Here is a 23,917-nt window from a genome sequence, read left to right on the forward strand (position 1 = left end):
GCAGCTGATTTCCAAGGAGGACGGTAAGACCGTTCTGGGTGAGACCAAGGGTCACAAGTTCACCCCGGAGAGCGCTAATGGCACTGAGGCTGTCACTATTGTTGTCAACGATGATGTGACCGAGCCGGTTGAGGCTGCTGTTGCCTTCGAGACGCTGACTTCCACCCAGGTGGATAAGCATGGTGAGGACAACCCGACCGATGAGGACAACCCGAACCCGGTTGGTGAGCACAAGGACATCAATGACGATGACCAGACTGTGACTTCCGAGGATTCTGAGAAGACTCCGAAGATCACCACTAACGCTGACTTCGAGAAGGGTTCCCACGCAGTTGTTGCTGGTGCCAAGATTGTCGATGAGGTCACCTACGAGGGTCTGGTTCCGGGTAAGGAATACACCCTGAAGGCTGAGCTCATTTCCAAGAAGGACGGCAAGTCTGTTCTGGGTACCGGTGAGAAGACCTTCACTCCGGAGAAGTCCAAGGGTATGGTCCCTGTCACCATCACCGTGAACGATGATGTGAAGGAGCCTGTCCAGGCTGCGGTTGCCTTCGAGGAGCTCACCTCCACTGAGGTCAACGACAAGGGTGAGGACACCCCGGATGTAACTCCGGAGAAGCCGAACCACATTGCTGAGCACAAGGACATCAACGATGAGGATCAGACCGTAATCTCCCACGAGGTCCACGATCAGGACAAGCCAGGCGGCTCCTCGGATGGTTCCTCTAACGGTTCTTCCAACGGTTCCTCGGATGGTTCCTCGGATGGTTCCTCCAACGGTTCCTCCAAGGACAATAAGTGGTGGCTCATCCTGATTCCGGGCATTGGCTTGGGCAAGATCATCAAGGATCACTTCGACCACAAGGATCATGGCAACCACAACGGTGGCCACGGTGACAACACCAGCAACCACAACGGTGGCCACGGTGACAACACCGGTAACCACGATGGCGGCAATGGTCACGAGGACAAGGGTCAGGACGCTCCTAAGGGCGGCAACTCTGACAATGGAAACGGCCGCGGTGTCGAGGTCCAGGGTCAGCAACCTGAAGAGACTGGCAACGCACTGCCATCCAACGCCGACCGCGTTGAGATTAAGTCCGTACCGTCCGGCGCAACCGAGCTTGAACCGGGTATGCAGGATTACATCAAGTAGTCCATAAGCATCGGTGAGGCGGCCCGCGGGTCGCCCCACCGGGGTTGAGACTTAAACACCAAAAATCCCCTCCAGGGTGTGACTGCACACGCTGGAGGGGATTTGCATATAACCTGCACAAGGTAGACAAAACGAGGAAGTAAAGGAAGCTAGCTATGGGAAAGCATGCTGAACCACAGCAGCCGGAAGACAATGGAATGTCGCAGTATCCGGCGAGTGGGGAAGAAGGGGGCGTCGGCAAGCGAGGCATGGGCCGTGGCAAGCTGATCGCTATTATCGCGGCCATCATTGCGGTGGCATTGGTCTTGTTGCAGGTAGTGCTGTACCTGGCGCGCGATGATGAGGATGAGGCCGGTTCGGCGCCGGAGACGGTGGCCAGCGAGAGCGCGCCGGAGGAATCCGGGCCGAAGTCCGATGCCTTCGTAGATGATTCGGGCCAGCAGGAGCACGAGTATGAGGCCGCGCCTGGTGAGTTCAAGGGCTTTGAGGGCATGTCCGTAGGCATCGATGGCGAGTACGCGGCCGTGGACCCCGTACAGGTCACGGACCAGGGCGTGCTGCTTCCGCCACACGACGTCACCCGCGTGGGCTGGTACTCCGCCTCCGCTGTGCCGGGTGAGCCGGGCAACGTGGGCTCGAGTGTGATTACCGGTCACATTAACTACCAGGGCCAGGGCACGGGCTATGCGGAGAAGTTCACCAAGTTGAAGAAGGATCAGGAATTTACCGTGGTCATCGACGGCCAGGAGCGCACCTTCCGCGTGACTGAGGCGCCGTACCGCCTGCCTAAGGGCTCCGGATTCCCGGACGTGGTTAACGATAAGGAAGGCGAGAACCGCCTGGTTCTCATTACCTGCGGCGGCCAGTTCGTTGGTGGCGCGCTGGGTTATGAGGACAACATCATTACCGTGGCGGAGCCGGTAGGCGAGCCAGAGCAGCCCGCTGAGCAGCCGGCAGAGGAGGCTCCGGCCGAAGCCCCAGCCGAGGCTCCGGCTGAGGCACCTGCAGCCTAGGCTGAACCTTTCAAGGCGCCCTGTGGAATTGCCCACAGGGCGCCTTTGCTTATCCGGCTCACCTGGCATGTAGGTGGTGGGGTTGGGGCCTAAATATGAAATAATTTAAGGCAGTAAACGCCGCTGCCTGCGGCTTAGAAGGAGCATTTTCATGGATAATCCAGGCGAGATCGCCGGTCATATTGGCACGCCGCTGACCAGCAATGCCACCAAGGTATTGCTGCTGGGCTCGGGCGAGCTGGGCAAGCAGCTGGCCATGTCCTTCCAAAACCTGGGCTTGGAGGTCCACGCGGTGGAATCGTATGCGGGCGCGCCGGCGCACCAGGTGGCGCAGTATAGCTACGTCGCCGATATCAAGGACACCGGGCGCATCCTGCAGCTGGCACAGGAGATTCAGCCGCACTTTGTGGTTCCAGAGGTAGAAACCGTTGCGGTAGAAGCGCTGGAGGAGATGGAGGCGCATAGCGACGCCATCGTGGTCCCCTCCGCCCGCGCCTGCGCCATGACGCAGGACCGCCAGTGCGTGCGCGAGGTGGCGGAGAATATCGGTCTGCCGGTTTCCGCGTATCGCTTTGCTAGCTCCGTGGAGGAGCTGGAAGAGGCGGTAGGGGAGCTGGGCTTTCCGTGCATTATTAAGCCGGACGTGTCCACCTCTGGCAAGGGCCACATGATTGCCCGCGATGAAGAGGATGTGCGCACCGCATGGGAGACCGTGCGGCGCGTGTCCTCGGATTCGCAGCGCGTGGTGGCCGAGCGCTTCGTGGACTTCGACCTTGAGGTCACCCTGCTGGCCATCCGCTCCATCGATCCGGCGACGGGCAAGTTGGCCACGTGGTTTAGCGAGCCTATTGGTCACCGCCATGAGCGCGGCGACCTCGTGGAGGAGTGGCAGCCTACCGGCATGAGCGAGATCGCGCTGGAAAACGCACGCTCGGTGGCCGCGCGCATCTCTAATGAGTTGGGCGGGCGCGGCGTGTACTGCGTGGAGCTCTTCGTTGCGGGCGATGACGTGTACTTTTCCTCCGTGTCCCCCCGCCCCGCGGATACGGCTATGCTTACCGCCTACACGCAGCGTTTTTCCGAGTTTGACCTGCATGCGCGGGCGATTTTGGGCTACCCCATTGACGCCACCCTGGTCACCCCGGGTGCCAGCGTGGTCATCCACGCGGACGAGGAGCTGAATGAGGTGGCCTATACCGGCGTCGCCGCGGCCCTCAACTACGCCGAGACGGACGTCAAACTCTTTGGCAAGCCCGGGGCTTACAAGGGCCGTCGCATGGGCTTGGTGTCTGCCACCGCGGAAAGCGCGGAGGAGGCGCGCGACCGCGCAGCACTAGCGGCGCACAAGATCGAGGTGACCTCCACGCCGGGCCTGCTGGCCCAGGGTGGTGCGCGCGGCATCCAGCCTGAGGCCGATAACGTTCCCGATATCGAGGTGGTGGAGTACGAGGGCGGCGTGGAGCTCGACCCGAAGCTTGCCTCCGGCGTGGACGACGCCGACTAAGAAGCGGGGCGCAGCATCGGCTGGTGGGGAACTCCTTCGTCGTCGAATAGCTCGCCTACCGGAGTAAAGCCAAAGCCGGCGTAATAGTCCACGAGGCCGGCCTGCGCCTCTAGGTAGAGCGGCTTGCCTGGGTGCATGCGCTCGCCTAGGTCGACGGCCGCCTGGAGAAGTTCGCGGCCGAGGCCCGTGCCGCGCGCGGCGGGCGCGAGCGCGAAGCGGCCGATTTGGGCGCCGGGGGCGTCGGCAAGCGCGGCGTCAGTAGGCGCGGCCGGAAAGACGCGGGCCGTGCCAAGCAGCTCGTGGGAGTCCGCGTCCCAGGCCAGCACGTGCACGGTCTGGGGGTCGGCGTCGGTGGCGTCAATCTCGGCGTACGGGCTGCGCTGCTCGTGCACAAAGACGTCCACCCGCAGCTTGTAGAGCTGGTGGACGTCCAAGGCCGCCAGCTGCCCCAGGGGCGCGGCGGTAATGAAATGCGGCACGGGTTAGGCCTGTGGACCGGCGTGCTTGACCATTTCGTCCCACTCGACGATCTTGATGCGCTCGCGGCCGTGCGGCTCACCGGCGGCGCGCTCGGCGGCATCCAGGCGGTGCCAGCCTTCCCAGGTGGTCACGGCGATATCGCGGGAGGCCAGGAAGTCCAGAATATCCTGCGGATCGCGCTTGGTGGCCGGCTCCAATTCGCCTGCCTTGTAATCGGCGATGAGCATGGTGGTGGTGTCCTTTGCATCGGACTTGGTATTGCCAATTAGGCCCACCGGGCCGCGCTTAATCCAACCGGTGGTGTAGAGGCCGGGGAGCTTTTCGCCGTCGACATTGGCCAACACGTGGCCGCCGTCGTTGGGCATGGTGGCCTGGGTCTCGTCGAAAGGCACGCCGTCGACGGACTGCGGGTGGTAGCCCACCGCGCGGTAGACGGCCTGCACCGGCCACTCGGTGAACTTGCCGGTACCGGTTACGGAGCCATCGCCATTGAGCTCGGTGCGCTCGGTCTTGATGGCGGTGACGTGGCCGTCCTCGCCCAATACCTCTACCGGGGACTCAAAGAAATGGATGTAGAGCTTGTGCGGGGCATCGCCCGGCTCGCGCATGGCATAAGACTCGAGGGTCTGGCACACCAGGTCGGTGGACTTGGCGGCGCGGCGGGCCTCTTCGGAGGCGGCGTCATACTCGATGTCCTCGGGGTTGACGATGACCTCGATGGTCGGGGACTCGTCCAGCTCCTTGAGCTCCTTCGGCGTGTACTTAGCCTGTGCCGGGCCGCGGCGGCCGAAGACGTGGACCTCCTTGGCGCGGTTTTTCTTCAGCGCCTCATAAACGTTATCGGGGATCTCCGTCACGAGCAGCTCGTCCGCGGTCTTAGCCAGGATGCGGGAGACGTCGAGGGAGACATTGCCCACACCAACCACGGCGACGGACTCTGCGGAGAGATCCCAATCGCGCTCAAAGTTGGGGTTGCCGTCATAAAAGCCCACGAATTCGCCGGCGCCATGGTTGCCTTTGAGGTCCTCGCCCGGGATGCCCATGCGCTTATCGGCGGTAGCACCGGTGGCGAAGATAATGGCGTCATAATATTCGCGCATCTCCTCGACGGTGATGTCCTTGCCCACCTCGATATTGCCTAGGAAGCGGATATCTTCCTTTTCCATAACGTTGTGCAGGGACTGCACGATGCCCTTAATACGCGGGTGATCCGGTGCCACGCCGTAGCGGATCAAGCCGAACGGCGTCGGCATCTTTTCAAAAAGATCGATCTGCACATCGAGATCGGATTTCACTAGAAGGTCAGAGGCGTAAATGCCTGCCGGGCCGGAGCCGACCACGGCGACGCGCACTGGGTTAGTCATGTGCTTAGGGTGTCCTTTCTTTCGTTGTGCTGCATATTCTACGCGGTCACTATGCGATAAAAACCACAGCATTACTAACCCCAGTTTAGGGAGGTCACGATGGGGCATAGGAGGGGGTAAATCGCGTACAGTGGAGTAGTCACCGCGCGCTGATAACTGTGATGACTGACATGAAGTTATGAGGCGCGTTAATTGTGTTCAAGTGACCGTGAATGAAAGGTAAATTGCATGTCTGCATCCCATTCCGCAGTTATTAGCGCTATCGGCCGTGGCTTCGATGGCCTCGACGTGCCCGCCTTGGCTAAAGACCTAGGCGCGGAGCTCATCCGCCTCGAAGACTTCGATGCCACCGTCGCCGCCGTACTGGCTGAGGCTCCCGCCGCTGAGAACATCGTGGCGCAGGGCACCGGCGATATCGCCTTCGATGCTGAGGTAGCTGCCGCCCTTGGCCTGCCGCTGGCCATCATTTCCGGCGCCCCGCAGCGCACCGGCGAGCTTGCCCAGCACAATGCGGAATCCCTGGGAGCTACCGTCGCTGGCATCTTCACCGACCTGGAAGCGGTTCCGGGCGCACTTGCTGCGCTTGGCGACGTCTCCCCGGTCATGTCCGCAGACCTCTTCCAGAAGCAGCTCATTGACCAGGCCCGCGCCGCCGGTTCGCACATCGTTCTGCCAGAGGGCGACGATGACCGCATCCTCGAGGCCGCCCACGTGGTGCTGCGCGATAAGGTTGCCAAGCTGACCATCCTGGGCAACGAGGCTGATATCAAGGCCCGCGCCGAAGAGCTCAAGCTCGACCTGGCTGGTGCCGAGATCATCAACCACCTCGAGTCCCCGTTGGCAGAGGAATTCGCCGCCGACTTTGCCGAGCTGCGCAAGAAGAAGGGCGTCACCCTCGAGCAGGCTCGCGAAACGATGAAGGACATCTCCTACTTCGCCACCATGATGGTGCACAAGGGCTTGGCCGATGGCATGGTCTCCGGCGCTGCTCACACCACCGCCCACACCATCAAGCCTTCCTTTCAGATCATCAAGACCAAGCCGAACGCTTCCGTGGTCTCCTCCATCTTCCTGATGGTCATGCGCGGCCGCCTGTGGGCCTTCGGTGACTGCGCCGTCAACCCGAACCCTACTGCCGAGCAGCTGGGCGAGATCGCCATCGTTTCCGCACAGACCGCCTCCCAGTTCGGCATCGACCCACGCGTGGCCATGCTGTCCTACTCCTCCGGCACTTCCGGTTCCGGACCGGACGTTGACCGTGCAGTGGCCGCCGTCGAAGCCGCCAAGAAGCTGGATTCTTCCGTCAAGGTGGATGGTCCGCTGCAGTTCGACGCCGCCTGCGACCCAGGCGTTGCGGCTAAGAAGATGCCGAATTCTGACGTTGCCGGTCAGGCCAACGTCTTCGTCTTCCCGGACTTGGAGGCCGGCAATATCGGCTACAAGACGGCACAGCGCACCGGCGGCGCGCTCGCCGTGGGCCCGATCCTGCAGGGCCTGAACAAGCCGGTAAACGACCTGTCGCGTGGCGCGACCGTTCCGGACATCATCAACACCGTTGCAATCACCGCTATTCAGGCTGGAGAGAAATAAATGTCATACGTTCTGGTCCTTAACTCAGGTTCTTCCTCCGTTAAATTCCAGCTGGTCGATCCCGAGTCCAGCGCCACGGATACGCCGCTGGTCTCTGGCCTGGTCGAGCAGGTTGGCGAGCCCCTCGGCGCCGTCACCGTCAAGACCGGTGGCGAGAAGTACAAGGAAGAGCTGGAAATCCCTACTCACTCCTTCGGCCTTGAGCGCGCTTTTGCCATCATGAGCGAGCACAACGTTGGCCCGACCGACGTGGATGTTATCGCCGTTGGTCACCGTGTTGTTCACGGCGGCCGCCTCTTCTCCGAGCCGCAGCTCATCGTGGACCAGATTGAGTCCATGATTGAAGACCTCATCCCGCTGGCTCCGCTGCACAACCCGGCCAACCTGGACGGCATCCGCGTGGCCCGCAAGATGCTGCCGGATATTCCGCACGTTGCCGTCTTCGATACCGCGTTCTTTAACACCCTGCCGCCGGCAGCTGCGCTGTATGCCATCAATAATGAAGTGGCATCCAAGTACGATATCCGTCGCTACGGCTTCCACGGCACCTCTCACGAGTTCGTCTCCCAGCAGGTACCGGCCCTCTTGGGCCGCGACCCGATGCACACCCACCAGATCACCCTCCACCTGGGCAACGGTGCTTCTGCTGCGGCTATCCGCAATGGCCGCGCCATCGATACCTCGATGGGCCTGACCCCGCTGGCTGGTCTGGCTATGGGTACCCGTTCCGGTGACATTGACCCGGGCATCATCTTCCACCTCGTCCGCCAGGCGGGCATGAGCGTGGATGAGATTGACAACCTGCTCAACAAGCAGTCCGGTGTCAAGGGCATCTCTGGCGTTAACGACTTCCGTACGCTGCGCGAGCGCATCGACAACGAGGACCAAGACGCTTGGCTGGCTTATAACATCTACATTCACCAGCTGCGCCGCTTCATCGGTTCCTACATGATTGCCCTGGGCCGCGTGGACGCCATCACCTTTACCGCCGGTGTGGGCGAGAACGATACCGAGGTTCGCCAGGACTCCCTGTACAACCTGGATATGTACGGCATCCACTTTGATAAGGAGCGCAACCTGGTCCGTTCCGACCAGCCGCGCATGATCTCCACCGAGGATTCCCCGGTTAAGGTCTTTGTCGTACCGACCAACGAAGAGTTGGCTATCGCTCAGAAGTCCGCCGAAATCGCCGCAATGGCGCGTGAGGCTGGCCTCTACAAGTAAAGATTCTCACGTCTAGCTAACGGCTGGACTTTGAACAACGGGGCGTGTGGTGTAAAAGACCGCGCGCCCCTTTTCTAGTTTTCTGCACCCTGTTGGCTGGTAGCAGGAAGGCAGACTAAAAAGTGGTGACGGGGCGGACCTGGTTGGCTAGGTCGACGAGCGCGTAGCGGTGGCGGCTAAACGGTGCTTGGCGCGCAAGGGCGCGGAGTGTCTCGGAGAGACCGGTGCGCAGGCCACGCTGGGTAAAGGCGTATTCGAAGAGATCATTGGGGGAGGCGGCGCGCGAGAGATCGGCATTGCGCAGGAAATTCAGGCCGGCGGAGATGACGGCAATCTTAATCTGGAGGAAGCGCGGCTCGTTGGTGGGGACCTCTTCGAGGCGTCGGGCGGCGCGGCGGATGCGGGACTCGGAAAGATCGTGGACGATGAGCTGGAGGATCGTCGTCAAGCGGGCCATGCGATAGTGGCGCGAGGCATTGGGGACCTTGTCGAGGACCACGACGGCTACCTCCACCTGGCCCTCGGAACGCAGCTGGCGGGCGAGGCCAAAGGAGGAGGAGACGGTGGTGGGGTTGGTGGACCACACAATGCCGTAGAGGCGCATGGAGTTAAAGCGCAGCGCGGCCGGGTCCTGGGTGACGTGGTTCCAGATTTCCGGCTGGCCCTCAAAGGCGGAGTTGGGGAGATCGGCCAGCGTGGAATGCATATTGGAGCAGGCGCGGGCCACGGTGGGGTCAATAAGCGCGGTATCGCTATAGTCCAGCTGCTGCAGGATGAGCTCGTTGATGGCGGCGATGGCAAGCTTGGGCGCCGCCTCGCCCGGCAGGAGATCGAGGACGGTGGAGAAGTATTTCTGGGCGTCGCGGTAGTCGTCGTGAAGCAGCTCGGTGATGCCGGCGTACCACTGGAAGCGCCAGTCGCGGCCGAGGCGGTCCTCGATGGAGCTTAGCCACTGGCGGGCTTGGCCGGTATAGCCCAGGTCGATCATGGAACGCACCACGCCCAAGGGAATTTCGGCCGAGTGCTCGTACTCGGGGGTCTGCATGGCCTGGCGGAGGGTCTCCAGGGCTTCCTGTGGCTCCGCATAGGATGCACCCTGCAGCAGGCCGGCGCCTACGTCATCGCGGTCCAGCAGCGGGGTAGGTAGGGCGGAGACGACCTCGGGGGCGGTGATTTGGACGGTGCGATCGATGCCGTCGATAAGCTGGTCCGTGCGGAAAACCAGGTGCTTGGTGCCAAAGGTGGTACGTTGCGGCGAGAAAAGCGAATGCTGGGAGGGGTACTGCAGGCCGTCGCGGATGGCAATGACCTCGCGCAGCACGCCGTAGAGCTGGGTGCGCAGCTCCTTGATGGAGGTAAAGCGGCGCTCCGGATCCGGGTCGGTGGCGCGCTGCAACAGGCGGTAGAGCGACAAGAAGCGGCGCAGCTCCGGCTCCTCGGTCGGGGTGGGAATGCCCGGCAGGTAGACGCCGTCCTCGGTAGGCAGCTTGAGGCAGAGCGAAGCCAGGGTGCGGCCGATGGTGTAAATATCGCTGGCGATGGAAGGGCCCTCGGTGGCCACTTCCGGGGCTTGGTAGCCCTTGGTGCCGTAGATATAGCCAAACGCGCCAATGCCGGAGACCGCGCCCAGGTCAATGAGCTTGACCTGGTCCTCGGTGACGATGATGTTATCGGGCTTTAGGTCGTTATAGACCACGCCGCGCGAATGCAGGTACTCCAGCGCGGGCAGGACTTCCAAGATATAGGCGATCGCGATATCGACCGGCAGGAGCTTATCCGGCTGCTTTTTGCGCCTGCTTCTTAGCGACGGCCCGCCGACATACTCCATGACAATAAAGCCGCCGGGCACCCGGGCGTCATCGATGAAATTGAAAATCTTGACGATGCCGGGGTGGGTAATATCGGCGAGGAACTCGCGTTCTGCCACCGCAGCGGCGGTTTCATCGGCCGATTTTTGGGCCTGCATACCTTTGAGAACCACCACTCTTCCAGAGACAAAGTGATCATTGGCCAGGTAAATCCAGCCCATGCCGCCGTGGGCGATAACGCCCAGGATTTCGTACTGTCCAGCCACCATGTCACCGGGCTGTAGCTGTGGTGGCGGAATCTTCTTGCCGGAGGATTCCTCGGTGGGGTCGATCAACGCATCGGTGGGTTCGGCCGGGGTGATAAACGGCAGGCGCACCATGCCATCGGCCACGCGGCGCTCAGAGCGGTGGGTGCCGCGACGCTCGCGGAAGGTGTCGAGCGCGCGGCGGCGCGAGCGTTGCGAGGAGTCCTCTTGGGATTTTTGGGCGCGCTGCTGTTCGCGTTGGGCGCGGATATTATCCAGGTCTGCTAACAGGGTGGAAATGTGGTCTGGGTCGATGGAACCATCGCCGTCTTCGTCCTCGTCCGCGAAGGGATCGAAGGCAACCGCGGAGGTCCCAGCGTCATCGCCGGGCTCATCCTCGTCGGCGAAGGGATCAAAGGCCACGGCTGCGGTGCCCTCTTCGTCCTCGTCTGCAAAGGGGTCGAAAGCAACGGCGGCGGTGGCTGGGCCGTCGTCCAAGGAGGCATCGTCCAGCGCATCCGGCTCCTGCGCGGAGTTGGCGGCATTGGTCGGCTGGCGGAAGGCGCGCTGGGTATCGAGGTTCTCCGGCTCGATGTACTCGAGCTCGTCATCGCTGAAATTCGGGTTATGGCTCATGGCTTAGCGTCCTCCTCGATGTACTTTCCAGCCGGCAGGGTGGGCTCTTCCAGGTAGGCGCCGAGCCACTCCTCAAAAATGGAAGACCAAGTGCCGTCGCGGCGGATGCGTTCGAGCGTGGAATTTACTTGGCGCAGCAGCGGGCGGGTGTTGTGCTGCTTGCTAGGGCGGCGTACGGCCACGCCGTAGTTCTCGGTCTCTAGCGGCTCGCCCACGATGGAGGTATAGGAGTCTTGGGCGGCCATGCCGGAGAGCAAGGCATCATCGACGACGATGCCATCGGCCTGGTTGAGCTGTAGGGCCATCAGGCAATCGCCCCAGGAACGGGTAATCAAGATATCGGACTTGGGGGCGTGCTCGCGGATGGTTTCCAGCGCGGTGGACGCGCCCACACCGCATAGGGTCTTGCCGGCGGCGTCCTTGACGGACTTAATACCGGAATTGGTGAGCACCAGCATGCGGGTTTGGGTGTTCATATAGGGAATGGAAAAGGCCACGTCGCGCTCGCGCTCTGGGCTGATGGTCATGGTGCGCACGATCATGTCCACCGCGCCGGTATTGAGGGCATTAACGCGGTCGGAGGATTCTATGAAGCGGAAGTCCACCTTATTGGGATCGCCAAAGATATCGCGGGCAATCTCGCGGGCGATATCCACCTCGAAGCCGCGCACGTCACCGGTGGCGGCATCGCGGTAGCTCATCAAGTTATTGGAGCGGTCCACGCCCACGATGAGACGGCCGCGCTTGACGATGTCCGGCACCCGCTCCTTCGCCTTCTTATCGTCCGGGCGGTAGCTGCCCTTAATCTCTTCCTCAGAGGCGCGCTGCGCGGCGGTGGAGCCGGCCTTTTCAACCTTCGCCCCTTCCGGTAGCGGCGGGCCCGGCCGGGAGTCGAGGGGGCGCTCGGCGGGCGCCTCCAGCGGCGGGGTGGAGCGAACATCGCAGGAGGCGAGCGGTAGCGCGGCGCAGGCGCAGGCAAGCGCGGCGAGGGTAAGGCGTGGGCGGCGCATTAGAGGTACTCCTGCAGTCGGGGGCGGATGCCTAGCCACACGGCAATAATGGCGCACAAGGTCAGCAGGAACACGGCCGAGGACACCGCGGTCATGGCGGTCAGGCCGCGCTCTAAGTAGCTGCGCATGGCGATGCGCGCCTGGCCGATGAGATCCGAAAGCTCCGCGTCGAGCTCGTCATAGGAACGCGCCGCGGTCATCTCTCCGTTCTTGGGCTCGGTCGCCGTGGCCTGGTAAATAGCCTCGTCATAGTCGCCGTCCTTGAGCGCACCCATGAGCTTGTCATGGGTGCCGCGCCACTGCTCGGCGGCCGCCCGGGCGCTGTGGATGAGTTCTGGGTCAGTGACCTCCACGTCCTCATCATTGAGCGCTTCCTCATAATCCTCTAGGGCCCCTTCGATGGAGTTGATGGAGCTGGAAAAGCGCACCATCGTATCCTCCTCGGAGGAGCGCAGCACCAGCGCCAGGGTCTCAGAGGTACGCGCCTGCTGCGCCTCAATACGCGAGGCCGTGAGCGAATCCCACGGGCGCGAGGCCGTCTCAAAGCCCTGGTGACCGGTGGACCAGGTGGCGAGGTTGGATAGAGCCACCCAGGAAATAGCCAAGAAAAGCAGCACGCTGGCCGTTAAGAAGCCGCGGTTGAAACGCCGGCGGGTCTGGCGCCACAGCCACCATTGGGCCACGGCGAGGAAGAAGAGCGCCGCCAAGAGGCCGGAGAGCGGCACCCACTGCGGCGAGGTGAGCTCTTGCTGTTGCTGATTCACCTTGGCGGTGGTCAGCTGAAACAGCTCGGAGGCAGCCGGCAGGATACGCTCGCGCATCAGCGCCGAGGCATTGGACATATAGGAATTGGCCACCGCATTGCCCGCCCGGTGGTTGGAGCGGGCCTTTTCCACCATCGCGGTATAAACGGGCAGCTCGCGTTGGATAAAGGTCACCAGCTCGCGCACCCGGCCATCTTCTTGGGTGGTGCCCAGCACGGATTCGGTGGCCGCTACGGAAGCGGCATCGATGGCCTCGTTATAACTATCGCGGTTTTCCTCCGATTCCACGCCCGCCTGCACGAAGCCGGTGGTGGCCACGGTATCGGCCACCGAGAGCGAACTATAAAGGTGGTGCGCCGCGTTCGACATCGGCTCGGTGGTGCTCAGCAGCTCGTCCAAGTCGGAGTGGCGGGCGGCGGAAGACTGGGACATCGATAAGCCGGCGGCGCCTAGGGCTACGGTGAGAATGAGCGTGACCGTAAAAAGCTTGCCCGGGGTAGTGGAGGCGAAGTAGTAAAAGCGGCGCAGCAGGCGCGCCGGGCCCGCGAACCATTCCATGGCGCGGCTACTGAGCCCGCTGAAGGCCGGGCCGGTGGGCGCGGTGACCTCATCGAGCCAGTGATCGCTCGGGTGAGCGTGCTCGTCGTGCACGCTTTCTGCCCGGACTGCCTGCTCGGTCATTCACTTAGAATAGCGCCCGCAGTGTGCTGGGCGCCACCATATACCCGCGTGTGTGGCTAGGATAGGCAGCATGCATAACCCTCACAGTGGAGACGGCTGGGCGGCAGGCCCCGGCGGCATTCGCGTCTGGGGAAAGTTTGGTGCCGCCGGCCTGTTCCTCGTCGCCGGGCGCAAGGTGCTCCTCCAGCACCGCGCCGCGTGGACCAATCACGGCGATACCTGGGGGATTCCGGGTGGCGCCCGCGATTTTACGGAGACGCCCACCCAGGCCGCGCTGCGTGAAACGCATGAAGAATGCGCGATTGCACCCCAGGACGTAGAGGTGCTCGACGCGCGAGTAACGGCCGGGCCCTATCCCGCGGCGGGGGATCTGCCGGGGGAGTGGACCTATACCACCGTCCTAGCACGCACGCGCACCGGCGCACCGCTTCCTACTACAGCTAATGAAGAGTCCTATGAGCTGCGCTGGGTGCCTTTTGAAGAGGTAGAAAGCCTCCCCCTCCTGGCCGCCTTCCGTCACGCCTTTCCCACCCTGCGGGAGAGCGTGGAGGCATTGAACAGGTAAAGTTGCCGGATTTATGGCACGCTAGTGCCATGATCGAAGTAGAAGGACTGACTAAACAATATAAGTCTGTCCGCGCCGTTGACGATCTCACCTTTCAGGTAAAACCCGGCATGGTCACCGGGTTCCTGGGCCCCAATGGCGCGGGCAAATCCACCACCATGCGCATGATCCTGGGCTTGGACACGCCGACGGCCGGCAGGGCGCGCATCAACGGCAAGCACTACCACGAGTTGAAGCAGCCCCTGCGTGAGGTCGGCGCCTTGCTCGATGCCAAGGCGGTGCACCGCAACCGCAGCGCCGCCAACCACCTGAAATGGATTGCGCAGTCCAACGGCATTTCTACTTCCCGCGTTGATGAGGTCTTGGGGCTGGTAGGGCTTTCCGACGTCGCCGGTAAGAAGGTCGGCGGCTTCTCCCTCGGCATGGGCCAGCGCCTAGGCCTAGCCGGCGCGCTGCTCGGTGACCCCGGTATCCTCATCCTGGATGAGCCGGTCAACGGCCTCGACCCGGAGGGCATTCGCTGGGTCCGCCAGCTCGTGCGCGCCCTAGCCGATGAAGGCCGCACCATTTTGATTTCCTCCCACCTGCTCTCGGAGATGTCTCAGACCGCCGATCACCTCGTGGTCATTGGTAAGGGCCGCTTGGTGGCTGACCAGCCCACCTATGACTTTGTGAAGGACCACTCGCAGTCCTCCGTGCTGGTGCGCTCCGACCATCTCGATGCCTTTAGCTCCGCGCTGCGCTCTGAGGGCATCGCCTTTACCGAGTCCACCGACGAGGAAGGCCGCCCCCGCCTGGTGATTTCCAACCAGACCACGGACTTCGTGGGCCAGCTGGCCTACTCCACAGGGGTGCCGCTTAATGAGCTCAGCCTCAAGCGCGCCTCCTTGGAGGATGCCTTCATGGAGCTTACTGGCGACGCCGTCCAGTACCACGGCTCCAGCGGCGCCCCCAACCCGGGCATCGCTGGCACCGCTGGCGCCGCTACTCCGTTCGCTCGACCCACCCAGCAGGAGGTTTAATTCGCCATGCTGAATACCTTGAAGTCCGAATGGACCAAGCTGCACACCACCCGCTCCTTCTGGTGGACCACCTTCATATTCCTCTTCTTTGTGTGGGGCTGGGCTATCTTGAATGCTCGCCTTACCCAACCGGCAGAAAACCCCGAGGATGCAGCGTTGGGCATGGATGTTATCACCCCGGATGGCGCGGTGTCTGTTCTTTTCGGCCTCGGCCTGCCCGTGCTCATGATCCAAGCCATCATGATCGTGACCACCGAGTACCGCTTTGGTACGCAGACCATCACGTTTATGGCTACCCCGCGCCGCTGGTCGGTGGCGTTGGTTAAGCTGCTCATGTACGCGGTTATCGCGGCCGCGCTGACCTTTATCGCTGTGGCGGGCGCCTACCTACTTACCGAGCTTTTTGCCCACGATGAGGTAGCCGCGCAATTCCACCCTTGGGACGATGAGATGGGCCAAAAGCAGCTGTGGAAGTACCCGCTGGCTGCCGCGCTGCTCGTCCTTTTCTCGCAAGGCTTAGGGTTGCTGCTGCGTTCGACGGCTGGTGCCGTAGCTATCGGCCTCATCCTCTTCCTCGGCGTGGATAATCTTGTGGCCAGCATCCCCAAGGTTGGCAGCAAGCTGGTTAACTTCATGCCGTTCAAGTCTTTCCAGTCTTGGCTTTGGGAGATAGATCCGGTGGATGCTCCGTGGAAGGAATCCTGGGGATTCTGCCTGGTATTTATTGCCTGGGCCGTAATCCTCTGGGTTCTCGGTGTCCTCTTGTTGCAAAAGCGCGACGCTTAGGCAGCTCACCGCTTAAGCTCTTTACCGCCCCGGCGGGCAGTTCATTCGCTGCCTACTGGGGCGGTTTCTTGTCTCTAGACTGTCTCCACTGAAGCAGCGATGGGTCGTGTTGTCTCTACTGCAGCGCGGAGGTTAGGCGCATGACATTATCCACGTAGCGGCGGATGAAGCCGCGCTCATTCCATTCCTCAAGGGTCAGCTCGTGGCATACGGCCCGGTAGTTGGAGACGAGCTGGTTGAACTGGTCAATGAGGTCGCCCTTGGCCACCAACATGGTGGATTCATAGTTCAGGCCGAACGAGCGCGGATCCATATTGGAAGAACCAAACATGCACAGCGGATCGCGGCCGGGATCATCCGGGTCGGTGATGATGAACTTGGAGTGCAGCACAAAGGGGTAGGGGAATTGGTAGATGTGCACGCCCGCCTCCAGCAGCGCCTGGTAATAGGAGGATTGGGCGTGGTTGACCATAAACTGGTCCGCCTTTGCCGATACATAAAGTTCCACGTCCACGCCGCGGTAGCAGGCGGTGGTCACGGCCTCCAGTAGGGATTCATCCGGGACGAAGTAGGGCGAGCACAGCACCAGCCGGTCCTTGGCGTGGTGTACCAGGGAGTTGAACATGCGCAGGTTTGGCTCAGTGGTGTAGCCCGGCCCGGAGGGGATTATCTGGAGGTGGTTGGCGTCGGCAGTCTGGGCGTCGTCATACGGCAGCTCATCCAGCGGCAGGTTCTCTTCTGCCTCGAGGTACCAATCCACGGCGAAGATTGCGGACATGGAGGTCACAATCGGGCCGGAAAGCTCCACCATGTAGTCAATCCAGTAGCGGTCCTTGGTCTTGTACTGGCGCTTAATCATATTCAGCGAGCCAATAAAGCCCACCTTGCCATCGATAATCACCAGCTTGCGGTGATTGCGCAGGTCAGGGCGGCGGAAGCGGCCCTTGTGCAGCTGGATGGGCAGCATGAGATGCCAGTCGACGCCAATCTCCGTTAGCCGCTTGCCCAGCTTGAAGTAGCCCTTGTACTTGAAGCTGCCGATCTGATCCAAGAGCAAGCGCACCTTTACACCTCGGGCGGTAGCCCTGCGCAGCGACTCAAAGAAGACGTCTGTGGTCTCATCCCAGGACTGGATGTAGATCTCGATGGATACATACTTCTCGGCGCGGTCAATAGCGGCGGCAATGGCGCGAATGGACTCGTCATAATCCGCGTGCAGGCCAAGGTTATGGCCCACCAATGCTGGGAACCCAGTCAGCTCGCGGTTAAGCCGAATAACCGACTCTACTTCCGCCGAAAGGAGGCCCTGCGGATGATCCGGGGTGCGGGCTGTGACGTTTTCAATCTTCTCATTGGCTTCTTGCTGGATGCGGTGGCGACGCCGGTTGATATATGGCGAGCCCATGAGCAAAAACAGCGGCAGGCCGATAAACGGCAGCACCAGAATTGCCAGCAGCCACGCGGTTGAACTGGAAGGTCGGCGGCCTTCGGGCACGAAGCCAACGGCAATGATCTTGATGCCGTAATCAAGGATCAGGAATACGAGCTGCCAGAAGCTGAGATCAAGAGACCAAGACATTTATCGCACGGAATTGAAATCGGGCAGATTGTAATCTGCGAGAAGCGGACAGTGATCGGAGGTTTTATCGCCGGCGCGCTCGACCATGTCTACTTGCGCGCCGGTCACGTGCTGGGCAAGCGGGGCTGAAGCCAACTGGAAGTCGATGCGCATGCCTTCGTTCTTTTGGAAGCGCATGCCCTTGTAATCGAAGTAGGTATAGCGCTGGTCCTCCGTGAACCGGCGAGTAACTTCCTCGAGGCCTGCTTCTTCCAGCATCTGGAACGCGGCGCGCTCTGGCTCGGTGACATGCGTCTTGCCACGGAAGGCCTCTATATCCCACACGTCCTCATCGCGCGGGGCAATATTGAAATCACCGCTCATAAGCAATTTGGACTGCGCATGATTTTCCGCATAGCGCGCCAAGTGATAGAGAAAGTCCAGCTTGTAGTCATAATGGCGATCCGTGATCTCGCGGCCGTTGGGCACGTAGAGTGACCAGATTTCTACGCCACGGATGCGAGCCCCTAGTGCTCGGGCCTCACGGTCTTGCGGCTTTTCTGGATCTTTGGCAAAGCCTGGCTGGCCCGGAAAGCCGATAAAGACGTCCTCGGGCTCTTCCTTGGACACAATGGCCACGCCGTTCCACTGGTTGAGCCCGTGGCAGGTGACATGGAGACCCGCATCCTCGAAGACCTCGCGTGGAAACTTATCGTCTTTCACCTTAGTTTCTTGCAGGCACAAAACGTCGATGTCGTGCTTGGAGATAAGGTTCAGCGCCCGCTGTGTGCGGGTACGGACGGAGTTAATATTCCACGTGGCGATGCGCATGCCACATAGGTTACCTGCCCGCTGCAGCGAGGTCAGCGGGCAGTCCCATAAGGCTCACTACCCAGCCCACAAGGAGTCCCATAACGTTCACCGCCCAGACCGGAAGTCCGCAGCGCGGAGAGCTAGTCGCGCAGGCGGGCGTAGATGCGCCGGTGCTGCTCGATGAAGCCGAGCTTCTCCGCCAGCCGCACGCCGGCGATATTCGAGGCTGGGGCGGCGAGGTAGGCGTGCTCGGCGCCGTTGTCGTGGCCCCAGTGCAGCAAATGTTGGAGCGCGAGCGTGCCGTATCCCCGGCGGCGGAAGTCCTTGGCTACCTCGATGGAAGAGAGACCCAGCCACGTGGTGCCATCGCCGGATTCGCTCAGGGTGCCGCGGGCAATGGCGATGGTCTCGCCATCGAGGACTAGGCGGCCAAAGCCGAGCGTTCCCTCGACGTGAGTGCCAAGGCTCTGCAACGCCTCGGCGGGAAGGGCATCGGTGCGGGATTGATACATCGCCAGCCACTCGTCATCGGGTTGGGCGGCGATGTGGAAGGTGGGGGAGGGAGAGGGGGCGTCGGCAAGCGTGGGCAGATCCCGCAGGACCATGGTGAGGATCTCTGGCTCGGTCTCCCAGGCGGGGTCGGCGAGCAGGCGCTCGGCCGGCTTGCCAATGCGCTCCGGGACCACCAGGCGCACCGGAAGGTTGTGGCGGGCGTAGAAGGCCTTAATCTCCTCCAGCGGCACCGGAGTGAAGCCCGCGGAAGGGCCCACGGGCACGGCCGAGTTGGAGCGGCCGGAAACCCCGTCGCTCGCGCGCAACAGCCAGGAACCGTCGCTGGTCCAGGCGTGGTCTGTGCCAGGGGAAGCCGCGGCCGCGGCAACCTCCACTGCGCGGATATCGGAATTGCGGACCATGCGCGGGGAAAGGCGCTTAATGATCTTCAGCTGCTCCGGCGGGATCTCCACCGCCTCCAAGTCGGAAGGGTAGCCGCCGACCTCTTGTGGGCGAATGACCAGCGGATTGAGGCTCAGCACATGTCCGATGACATCGCTATGCACGCCGCCGAAGTCGCGCCGGGCCACCACGCGCTCGCCCACCTGGACGGCATCGGAGCGGAAAATGCGTGACATTAGTCGTCGTGGCCGAAGGGATCGGCGTCCTCACCCGGTACCCAGGAGTAGCCCGGCTCGGTCCAGCCGTGGCGCTTAATGGCCTTTTTGGCCTGGCGCTTATAGCGGCCAATGAGGGTATCGGTGTAGAGGAAGCCATCGAGGTGGCCGGTCTCGTGCTGCAGGCAGCGGGCGAAAAAGCCATAACCCTCGACGGAAATGTCATTGCCGTTTTCGTCCTTGCCGGTCACGCGCGCCCAGTCGGCGCGGCCGGTGGGAAAGCCCTCGCCCGGCACGGAGAGGCAGCCCTCGTCATCGGAGCCGTCGTCGGCAGGCATGGTCTCTGGAATCTCGGAGGTCTCCAGCACGGGGTTAATGACGCAGCCCTTGCGCATGCCCGCCTCCTCGGACGGCAGCTCGGTGCCATTGGGGCCATCCGTATCGGGGCAGTGGTAGACAAAGAGGCGCTTGCCAATTCCTACCTGGTTAGCGGCCAGGCCCACGCCATTGGCGGCGTCCATGGTTTCATACATGTCCGCGATGAGCTGCTGCATTTCCGGGGTGGAAATCTCGGATTCTTCCACCGGTTGGGTGGGTTCATGAAGCACGGTCTCGCCGTGGATAACGATGGGGCGAATAGTCATGCCTTACAGTTTAGGCATGAACCCCTTGTCTGACCTAGACGCCGCCATTTTGGACTTCGAGGAAACCGCGCCGCGCAGCATCGGCCGCAAGGAAGAAGCCATCCGCGCGCAGCTGGATATCTCCCCGGTGCGCTACCACCAGCGCCTAAACCTGCTTCTCGACGCTCCCGCGGCCGCCCAATCCCACCCGCTTCTGGTCGCACGGCTGCGGCGCCTGCGCGAGGAGCGAGAAGACACGCGGCGCGCCGCGCGGGGAAATACCTCAGATAGTTAATTCTGAGTACTAGTGTTGCGTATGTGACTAATGTGAATCCGGAAAATTCGACCGACAAGGTATCCGACGAAACCCGCGCCGGCTCCGCTGCCGGTGCGTCCGCTTCCCGTGCAGCTAAGCGCCCCGCTGGTGGAGGCGCGCACGCTAAAAAGGGCGGCCTCCCGCTGCGCGGCCTGGCGATGGTCCTCATCGCCGTGGCCGTCATGCTCGGCCTCTGGGCTTTGTACTCCATGACCTCGGGCGACGATGACTCCACCGTTGCCTCCGAGAGCAAGCAGGAAAACTCCACCGGTTCCACCATCGGTGCCGCGCCCGAAGGATCTGCCGGCCCCGACGCCGCAGGTTCCCGTGCCCCTGGCGCGCCAGGCGCTTCCGAGGGCGCGAGTGCCCCAGCCCCCGCACCGGCGCCCACCCCAGGTGAAGGCGATGCCGCAGGCGACCCGGCTGCCTCCGGCGCTGCCGATGAGAGAGCCGCGGCCGAGGGAGATGCCGCCGCAGGCGAGGAAAACGCCCACTCCGCCGCGCGCGACCGCAACGATATTAAGGTCAGCGTCCTCAATAACTCCGGCGAGGTAGACAAGGCCAAGAAGGAAGCCGATTCCCTCAAGGGCGGCGGCTTCAAGGTTGGCTACGTGGGCAACCTGCCTGGCGATGTCCTCACCGTTCCAAAGACCACCGTCTTCTTCCCAGAAGGCGATGCCTCCGCTGAAGCACTGGCCAAGGAGGTCGCCGCTCGTTACCAGGCTGATGTCGCCCCGATGAACCGCGACCTGCCTAAGGAAGCAACCGATGAAGGCGCCGTCGTCGTCGCCCTGGCGGTACCGCAGGCCTAAGCAAGCCGCGCACCTGACTTAAAGTCCAAGGCCATCCGGCCGAAGAGCAAGCACCATAGTTCTTCGGCCGGATGGCCTTGGACTTTTGTGATCTGAACTTGTCCGCGACCGCCCGTCCACCGGTGCGAACAGGTTAAATAAAATTCACGCCTTAATACCTGTCACCCGTTAAGCTGAATGGGTGAAGATCCCGGCAGAACAATTCGCCCGCTCTCCCGAACCAACGCTCGGCGTGGAATGGGAGGTGGCGCTCGTGGACCGTGACACGCGCGACCTTGTCCCGCGCGGCGCGGAACTCATTGACCTCGCCGCTGCAGCCCACCCCGAGATTCATCTGGAAAAGGAATTCCTCCAGAACACGGTGGAGCTGGTCACCGGCGTCTGCCATACTGTGCCGGAAGCCATCGCTGACCTGAACACTTCCCTGAAAGCAGTGGAAGAAGCAGCCGATAAGCTGGGCATAGACGTCTGGGCCTCTGGCGGCCACCCGTTTACGGACTTCCGGGAGAACCCGCTTTCGGATAAGCCCAGCTATCAAGAAATCATCGCGCGCACCCAGTACTGGGGCAAGCAGATGTTGCTATGGGGCACGCACGTGCACGTGGGCGTTAGCCACGAGGACCGCGTATGGCCCATCATCAATGCATTGATGACCAAGTACCCCCACCTGCTAGCCATTTCTGCGTGCTCGCCTGGGTGGGAGGGCCTCGATACCGGCTATGCTTCCAACCGCACCATGCTGTACCAACAGCTGCCCACCGCAGGCATGCCGTACCAATTCCGGGATTGGGCCGAGTGGCAGTCCTATATGCGCGACCAAGCCATTTCCGGCGTTATCAATCACACCGGTTCCATGCACTTTGATATTCGGCCGGCGTCCAAGTGGGGCACGGTGGAGGTGCGCGTCTCTGATGCGACGTCCAACCTGCGCGAGCTGTCCGCCATCGTGGCGCTTACTCACTGCTTGGTGGTCTATTACGACCGGCTTTTCGACGCCGCGGAGCCCCTCCCCATCCTGCAGCCCTGGCACGTAGCAGAAAATAAATGGCGCGGTGCCCGCTACGGCATGGACGCGCTAGTGATTACCTCCCGCGAGACCGATGAGGCATGGGTCAAAGACGAGCTAGCAGAGATGGTGGACGAGCTTATCCCCATCGCGCGCGAGCTGGGATGCGTCAACGAGCTCAAACTCATCCACGAAATTATCGATGGCGGCGCCGGCTATGAGCGGCAGCGCCGCCTCTTCAAAGAGACCGGAAGCTGGCGCGAGGTGGTCGAGGAGACCTGCCGCGAGCTGCACACCTTCCGCCCGCTCTAAAGCAGCGAGCAGGCTGGCTCGGGGCTAGTCCTCTGGGCGTGAGTGGCGACCGTAGGCTGGGGTATCGGGGATATCGGTGATGTCCTGGGCCGCCGGGAACGCGCGCGTTTCCGGCCCTACCGCGGGCATTTCTGCCGTTTCATCGCTGACGGGTTGCGCTGCCCGTGAATGCCCCTGGCCCCCACGGCTCGTAGTTGCGGTATTAAACGAGCGCGCCGGGCGTGCCCCGGCCTCCGCGCCAGCGGGCTTTGCGCCAGCGGGCTGCGCAGGCAGATGGTGGCGGCCTGGGGCGGGCGCTTCCTCTTCCGGCTGGGTGCCAGGGATAAAACCCCACACCGCGTAGAAGGCGATAAAGAGGACGCCGGCGCCGGTGAAGGCCAACATTCCCCACGGCTGCAGATCCCAGTGGTTGAGCGAGCGGCTAGCAGCAGACAGCCACACGGGGGCGGAGATGAACGGCAGGGTCACCGCACACATCGCCAGCACCGATACGAGGCCAGCGACCTGCGCGCCAAGGATGCCGGGCAGGCGCTTGCCCAGACCCTGGTTGACGGCAACCAGCACGACGATGGCCAGCGGCACCGTCCACACCCAATGGTGATACCAAGAGAAGGGGGAGACCAAGCAGGAGCTGATGCCAGCAAGCGCAAGTGCGGCGGAATTATTGCGGTGCTTCATCGCGGTGCGCAGCGCCAGGCAGGTCAAAATGAAGACCACGACCACGGCGGCGAGCCAGATCCAGCCGCCATCGATGCCCCACGCGCGGACCATCACCGAGCGAATGGACTGCGCACCTGGGTTGGTGTGCTCGCCCACGCGGGAGGACTTAAAGATAGCGTCGGTCCAGAAATCGGCGGCATCCGGAATGGTGACGAAACCAATGGCAACGGTCACTGCGAAGGTAAGGATGGCGATGATCGCTTGCCACCAGCGCTTCTGGAAGAGCAAGACCAGACCCATATAGGCCGGGGTGAGCTTCATACCCGCGGCCAAACCAATTCCGATGCCCGGCAAAGCGCGCTTGCGCGGGAGGATGTCCAAGGCCACCAGCAGCATCAAAAAGATGTTGATCTGGCCAAAGAATAAGGTGCCGTGCACCGGCTCATTCGCCGGGGTGCAGCACAGCAGCAAAAGGCCCAACAGCCACATTGCCGGGGAGAGCTTGAGGCCGCGCTCGCGCAGAACCAGCATAATAACCGTGAACAAGGCGAGGGCGGTGCCGCCCTGCCAAAGGAGGATTAAGGGGGCGTCGTCAAGCGTGGAAAGCCACGTGAAAAGGGTGCCGGAGAAGGGCGGATAGGTAAAAGGCAGGTCGCCAATGTAGGCGTTATCGTAGAGGTCCGCGCCTTGGGCCACCTCGCCGCCGGCGAGCCAATAAATCTTCAGATCCAGGGGAACGCGCCACACAAAGGCGCTATTGCCGTCGAAGATGCTGAAGCGGTAGACGATGACGCCGACGAGAGCGGCGAGCAAAGTCACCATAGTGGGAAGCCCATAAAGCTTTTTCACGGTGAAAAGCG

At 62.2% G+C, this 23,917-nt stretch carries 21 protein-coding genes; 11 read left to right on the forward strand and 10 right to left on the reverse strand.

The features are described 5' to 3' along the window. From CORTU0001_RS11750 to purT, 3 genes are all read left to right on the forward strand, one after another. Positions 1–1,156: VaFE repeat-containing surface-anchored protein (locus CORTU0001_RS11750; protein ID WP_005329816.1), on the forward strand; the 1,156-nt coding region annotated here is incomplete at its 5' end. A 155-nt stretch (positions 1,157–1,311) separates the two neighbouring features. Then, positions 1,312–2,169 carry a class F sortase gene (locus CORTU0001_RS10525; RefSeq protein ID WP_005329825.1) on the forward strand — a complete coding sequence of 286 codons (858 nt, stop codon included), beginning with the start codon at positions 1,312–1,314 and terminating at the stop codon, positions 2,167–2,169. A 151-nt stretch (positions 2,170–2,320) separates the two neighbouring features. Next, positions 2,321–3,673: a formate-dependent phosphoribosylglycinamide formyltransferase gene (gene purT, locus CORTU0001_RS10530; RefSeq protein WP_005329832.1), complete on the forward strand. Its 1,353-nt coding sequence runs from the start codon at positions 2,321–2,323 to the stop codon at positions 3,671–3,673. Here the strand turns inward: purT and CORTU0001_RS10535 are convergent. Then, positions 3,670–4,152, reverse strand: a complete 483-nt coding sequence (locus CORTU0001_RS10535; RefSeq protein WP_005329833.1) for a GNAT family N-acetyltransferase — start codon at positions 4,150–4,152, stop codon at positions 3,670–3,672. The two genes, purT and CORTU0001_RS10535, sit on opposite strands and share 4 nt — an antisense overlap. Before the next feature lie 3 nt (positions 4,153–4,155). Next, on the reverse strand, positions 4,156–5,517 hold the full coding sequence (locus CORTU0001_RS10540) for an FAD-dependent oxidoreductase (protein ID WP_034668793.1): 1,362 nt from the start codon (positions 5,515–5,517) through the stop codon (positions 4,156–4,158). Positions 5,518–5,745: 228 nt separating this feature from the next. On the opposite strand from CORTU0001_RS10540, the gene pta reads away from it, so the two are divergent. Beyond that, positions 5,746–7,107: a phosphate acetyltransferase gene (gene pta, locus CORTU0001_RS10545; RefSeq protein WP_005329835.1), complete on the forward strand. Its 1,362-nt coding sequence runs from the start codon at positions 5,746–5,748 to the stop codon at positions 7,105–7,107. Further along, entirely contained in the window at positions 7,108–8,331 is a 1,224-nt protein-coding gene (locus CORTU0001_RS10550; protein ID WP_005329836.1) for an acetate kinase, read from the forward strand. It abuts the gene before it with no gap. Positions 8,332–8,446: 115 nt separating this feature from the next. On the opposite strand, the gene CORTU0001_RS10555 is transcribed toward CORTU0001_RS10550, so the two are convergent. Genes CORTU0001_RS10555 through CORTU0001_RS10565 form a run of 3 tightly spaced genes read right to left on the reverse strand, consistent with a single transcriptional unit; the run spans position 8,447 to position 13,475 of the window. Then, positions 8,447–11,020, reverse strand: coding sequence for a serine/threonine protein kinase (locus CORTU0001_RS10555; protein ID WP_005329837.1), 2,574 nt, complete (start codon positions 11,018–11,020; stop codon positions 8,447–8,449). Beyond that, on the reverse strand, positions 11,017–12,030 hold the full coding sequence (locus CORTU0001_RS10560) for a glutamate ABC transporter substrate-binding protein (protein WP_005329844.1): 1,014 nt from the start codon (positions 12,028–12,030) through the stop codon (positions 11,017–11,019). The genes CORTU0001_RS10555 and CORTU0001_RS10560 overlap by 4 nt, the downstream gene beginning before the upstream one ends. After that, the gene (locus CORTU0001_RS10565) at positions 12,030–13,475 is read right to left on the reverse strand and encodes a hypothetical protein (protein WP_005329846.1); all 1,446 of its coding nucleotides are present in this window, start codon (positions 13,473–13,475) and stop codon (positions 12,030–12,032) included. Before CORTU0001_RS10565 ends, CORTU0001_RS10560 begins: the two co-directional genes overlap by 1 nt. Positions 13,476–13,545: 70 nt before the next feature. Between CORTU0001_RS10565 and CORTU0001_RS10570 the strand changes: the two genes are divergently transcribed. From CORTU0001_RS10570 to CORTU0001_RS10580, 3 genes are read left to right on the forward strand one after another with little or no spacing between them, the layout of a single operon-like run. After that, positions 13,546–14,040 (forward strand): NUDIX domain-containing protein, encoded by a 495-nt coding sequence (locus CORTU0001_RS10570; RefSeq protein ID WP_005329848.1) that lies wholly within the window; start codon positions 13,546–13,548, stop codon positions 14,038–14,040. Between the two features lie 29 nt (positions 14,041–14,069). Next, positions 14,070–15,062 carry an ABC transporter ATP-binding protein gene (locus tag CORTU0001_RS10575; protein WP_005329850.1) on the forward strand — a complete coding sequence of 331 codons (993 nt, stop codon included), beginning with the start codon at positions 14,070–14,072 and terminating at the stop codon, positions 15,060–15,062. Between the two features lie 6 nt (positions 15,063–15,068). Further along, on the forward strand, positions 15,069–15,848 hold the full coding sequence (locus CORTU0001_RS10580) for an ABC transporter permease subunit (protein WP_005329852.1): 780 nt from the start codon (positions 15,069–15,071) through the stop codon (positions 15,846–15,848). Between the two features lie 115 nt (positions 15,849–15,963). Here the strand turns inward: CORTU0001_RS10580 and cls are convergent, their stop codons facing one another. From cls to CORTU0001_RS10600, 4 genes are all read right to left on the reverse strand, one after another. Then, complete coding sequence (gene cls, locus CORTU0001_RS10585) at positions 15,964–17,427, reverse strand: cardiolipin synthase (RefSeq protein WP_005325597.1); 1,464 nt, start codon at positions 17,425–17,427, stop codon at positions 15,964–15,966. Beyond that, a complete protein-coding gene (locus CORTU0001_RS10590; RefSeq protein ID WP_005325598.1) occupies positions 17,428–18,237 on the reverse strand; it encodes an exodeoxyribonuclease III in 810 nt (269 codons plus the stop codon). It lies immediately after the preceding gene. 122 nt (positions 18,238–18,359) lie between these two features. Continuing rightward, positions 18,360–19,349 (reverse strand): N-acetylglutamate synthase, CG3035 family, encoded by a 990-nt coding sequence (locus tag CORTU0001_RS10595; protein ID WP_005329855.1) that lies wholly within the window; start codon positions 19,347–19,349, stop codon positions 18,360–18,362. Beyond that, complete coding sequence (locus CORTU0001_RS10600) at positions 19,349–19,972, reverse strand: peptide deformylase (protein WP_005325608.1); 624 nt, start codon at positions 19,970–19,972, stop codon at positions 19,349–19,351. The genes CORTU0001_RS10595 and CORTU0001_RS10600 overlap by 1 nt, the downstream gene beginning before the upstream one ends. Between CORTU0001_RS10600 and CORTU0001_RS10605 the strand changes: the two genes are divergently transcribed. The 3 genes from CORTU0001_RS10605 to CORTU0001_RS10615 all read left to right on the forward strand — a co-directional run bounded on the left by CORTU0001_RS10605 (position 19,971) and on the right by CORTU0001_RS10615 (position 22,397). Further along, positions 19,971–20,246, forward strand: a complete 276-nt coding sequence (locus CORTU0001_RS10605; protein WP_208853869.1) for a DUF3263 domain-containing protein — start codon at positions 19,971–19,973, stop codon at positions 20,244–20,246. The two genes, CORTU0001_RS10600 and CORTU0001_RS10605, sit on opposite strands and share 2 nt — an antisense overlap. 23 nt (positions 20,247–20,269) lie before the next feature. Then, on the forward strand, positions 20,270–21,079 hold the full coding sequence (locus CORTU0001_RS10610) for a LytR C-terminal domain-containing protein (protein ID WP_244262115.1): 810 nt from the start codon (positions 20,270–20,272) through the stop codon (positions 21,077–21,079). Positions 21,080–21,260: 181 nt separating this feature from the next. Further along, a complete protein-coding gene (locus CORTU0001_RS10615) occupies positions 21,261–22,397 on the forward strand; it encodes a glutamate--cysteine ligase (protein WP_005329863.1) in 1,137 nt (378 codons plus the stop codon). 24 nt (positions 22,398–22,421) lie between these two features. Here CORTU0001_RS10615 and CORTU0001_RS10620 read toward each other — a convergent pair whose 3' ends face one another. Continuing rightward, positions 22,422–23,906, reverse strand: a complete 1,485-nt coding sequence (locus CORTU0001_RS10620; RefSeq protein ID WP_005329865.1) for a glycosyltransferase 87 family protein — start codon at positions 23,904–23,906, stop codon at positions 22,422–22,424. Positions 23,907–23,917 lie beyond the last annotated feature (11 nt).

It is taken from the genome of Corynebacterium tuberculostearicum SK141 (genome assembly GCF_000175635.1).
GTDB classification, from domain to species: Bacteria; Actinomycetota; Actinomycetes; order Mycobacteriales; family Mycobacteriaceae; genus Corynebacterium; species Corynebacterium tuberculostearicum_C.

Bases quoted from the DNA above. Each gene is read 5' to 3' on its own strand.
- CORTU0001_RS10525 (WP_005329825.1), top strand. From the start codon at position 1,312: ATGGGAAAGCATGCTGAACCACAGCAGCCGGAAGACAATGGAATGTCG.
- purT (WP_005329832.1), top strand. From the start codon at position 2,321: ATGGATAATCCAGGCGAGATCGCCGGTCATATTGGCACGCCGCTGACC.
- CORTU0001_RS10540 (WP_034668793.1), bottom strand. From the start codon at position 5,517: ATGACTAACCCAGTGCGCGTCGCCGTGGTCGGCTCCGGCCCGGCAGGC.
- pta (WP_005329835.1), top strand. From the start codon at position 5,746: ATGTCTGCATCCCATTCCGCAGTTATTAGCGCTATCGGCCGTGGCTTC.
- CORTU0001_RS10550 (WP_005329836.1), top strand. From the start codon at position 7,108: ATGTCATACGTTCTGGTCCTTAACTCAGGTTCTTCCTCCGTTAAATTC.
- CORTU0001_RS10555 (WP_005329837.1), bottom strand. From the start codon at position 11,020: ATGAGCCATAACCCGAATTTCAGCGATGACGAGCTCGAGTACATCGAG.
- CORTU0001_RS10560 (WP_005329844.1), bottom strand. From the start codon at position 12,030: ATGCGCCGCCCACGCCTTACCCTCGCCGCGCTTGCCTGCGCCTGCGCC.
- CORTU0001_RS10565 (WP_005329846.1), bottom strand. From the start codon at position 13,475: ATGACCGAGCAGGCAGTCCGGGCAGAAAGCGTGCACGACGAGCACGCT.
- CORTU0001_RS10570 (WP_005329848.1), top strand. From the start codon at position 13,546: ATGCATAACCCTCACAGTGGAGACGGCTGGGCGGCAGGCCCCGGCGGC.
- CORTU0001_RS10575 (WP_005329850.1), top strand. From the start codon at position 14,070: ATGATCGAAGTAGAAGGACTGACTAAACAATATAAGTCTGTCCGCGCC.
- CORTU0001_RS10580 (WP_005329852.1), top strand. From the start codon at position 15,069: ATGCTGAATACCTTGAAGTCCGAATGGACCAAGCTGCACACCACCCGC.
- cls (WP_005325597.1), bottom strand. From the start codon at position 17,427: ATGTCTTGGTCTCTTGATCTCAGCTTCTGGCAGCTCGTATTCCTGATC.
- CORTU0001_RS10590 (WP_005325598.1), bottom strand. From the start codon at position 18,237: ATGCGCATCGCCACGTGGAATATTAACTCCGTCCGTACCCGCACACAG.
- CORTU0001_RS10595 (WP_005329855.1), bottom strand. From the start codon at position 19,349: ATGTCACGCATTTTCCGCTCCGATGCCGTCCAGGTGGGCGAGCGCGTG.
- CORTU0001_RS10605 (WP_208853869.1), top strand. From the start codon at position 19,971: ATGCCTTACAGTTTAGGCATGAACCCCTTGTCTGACCTAGACGCCGCC.
- CORTU0001_RS10600 (WP_005325608.1), bottom strand. From the start codon at position 19,972: ATGACTATTCGCCCCATCGTTATCCACGGCGAGACCGTGCTTCATGAA.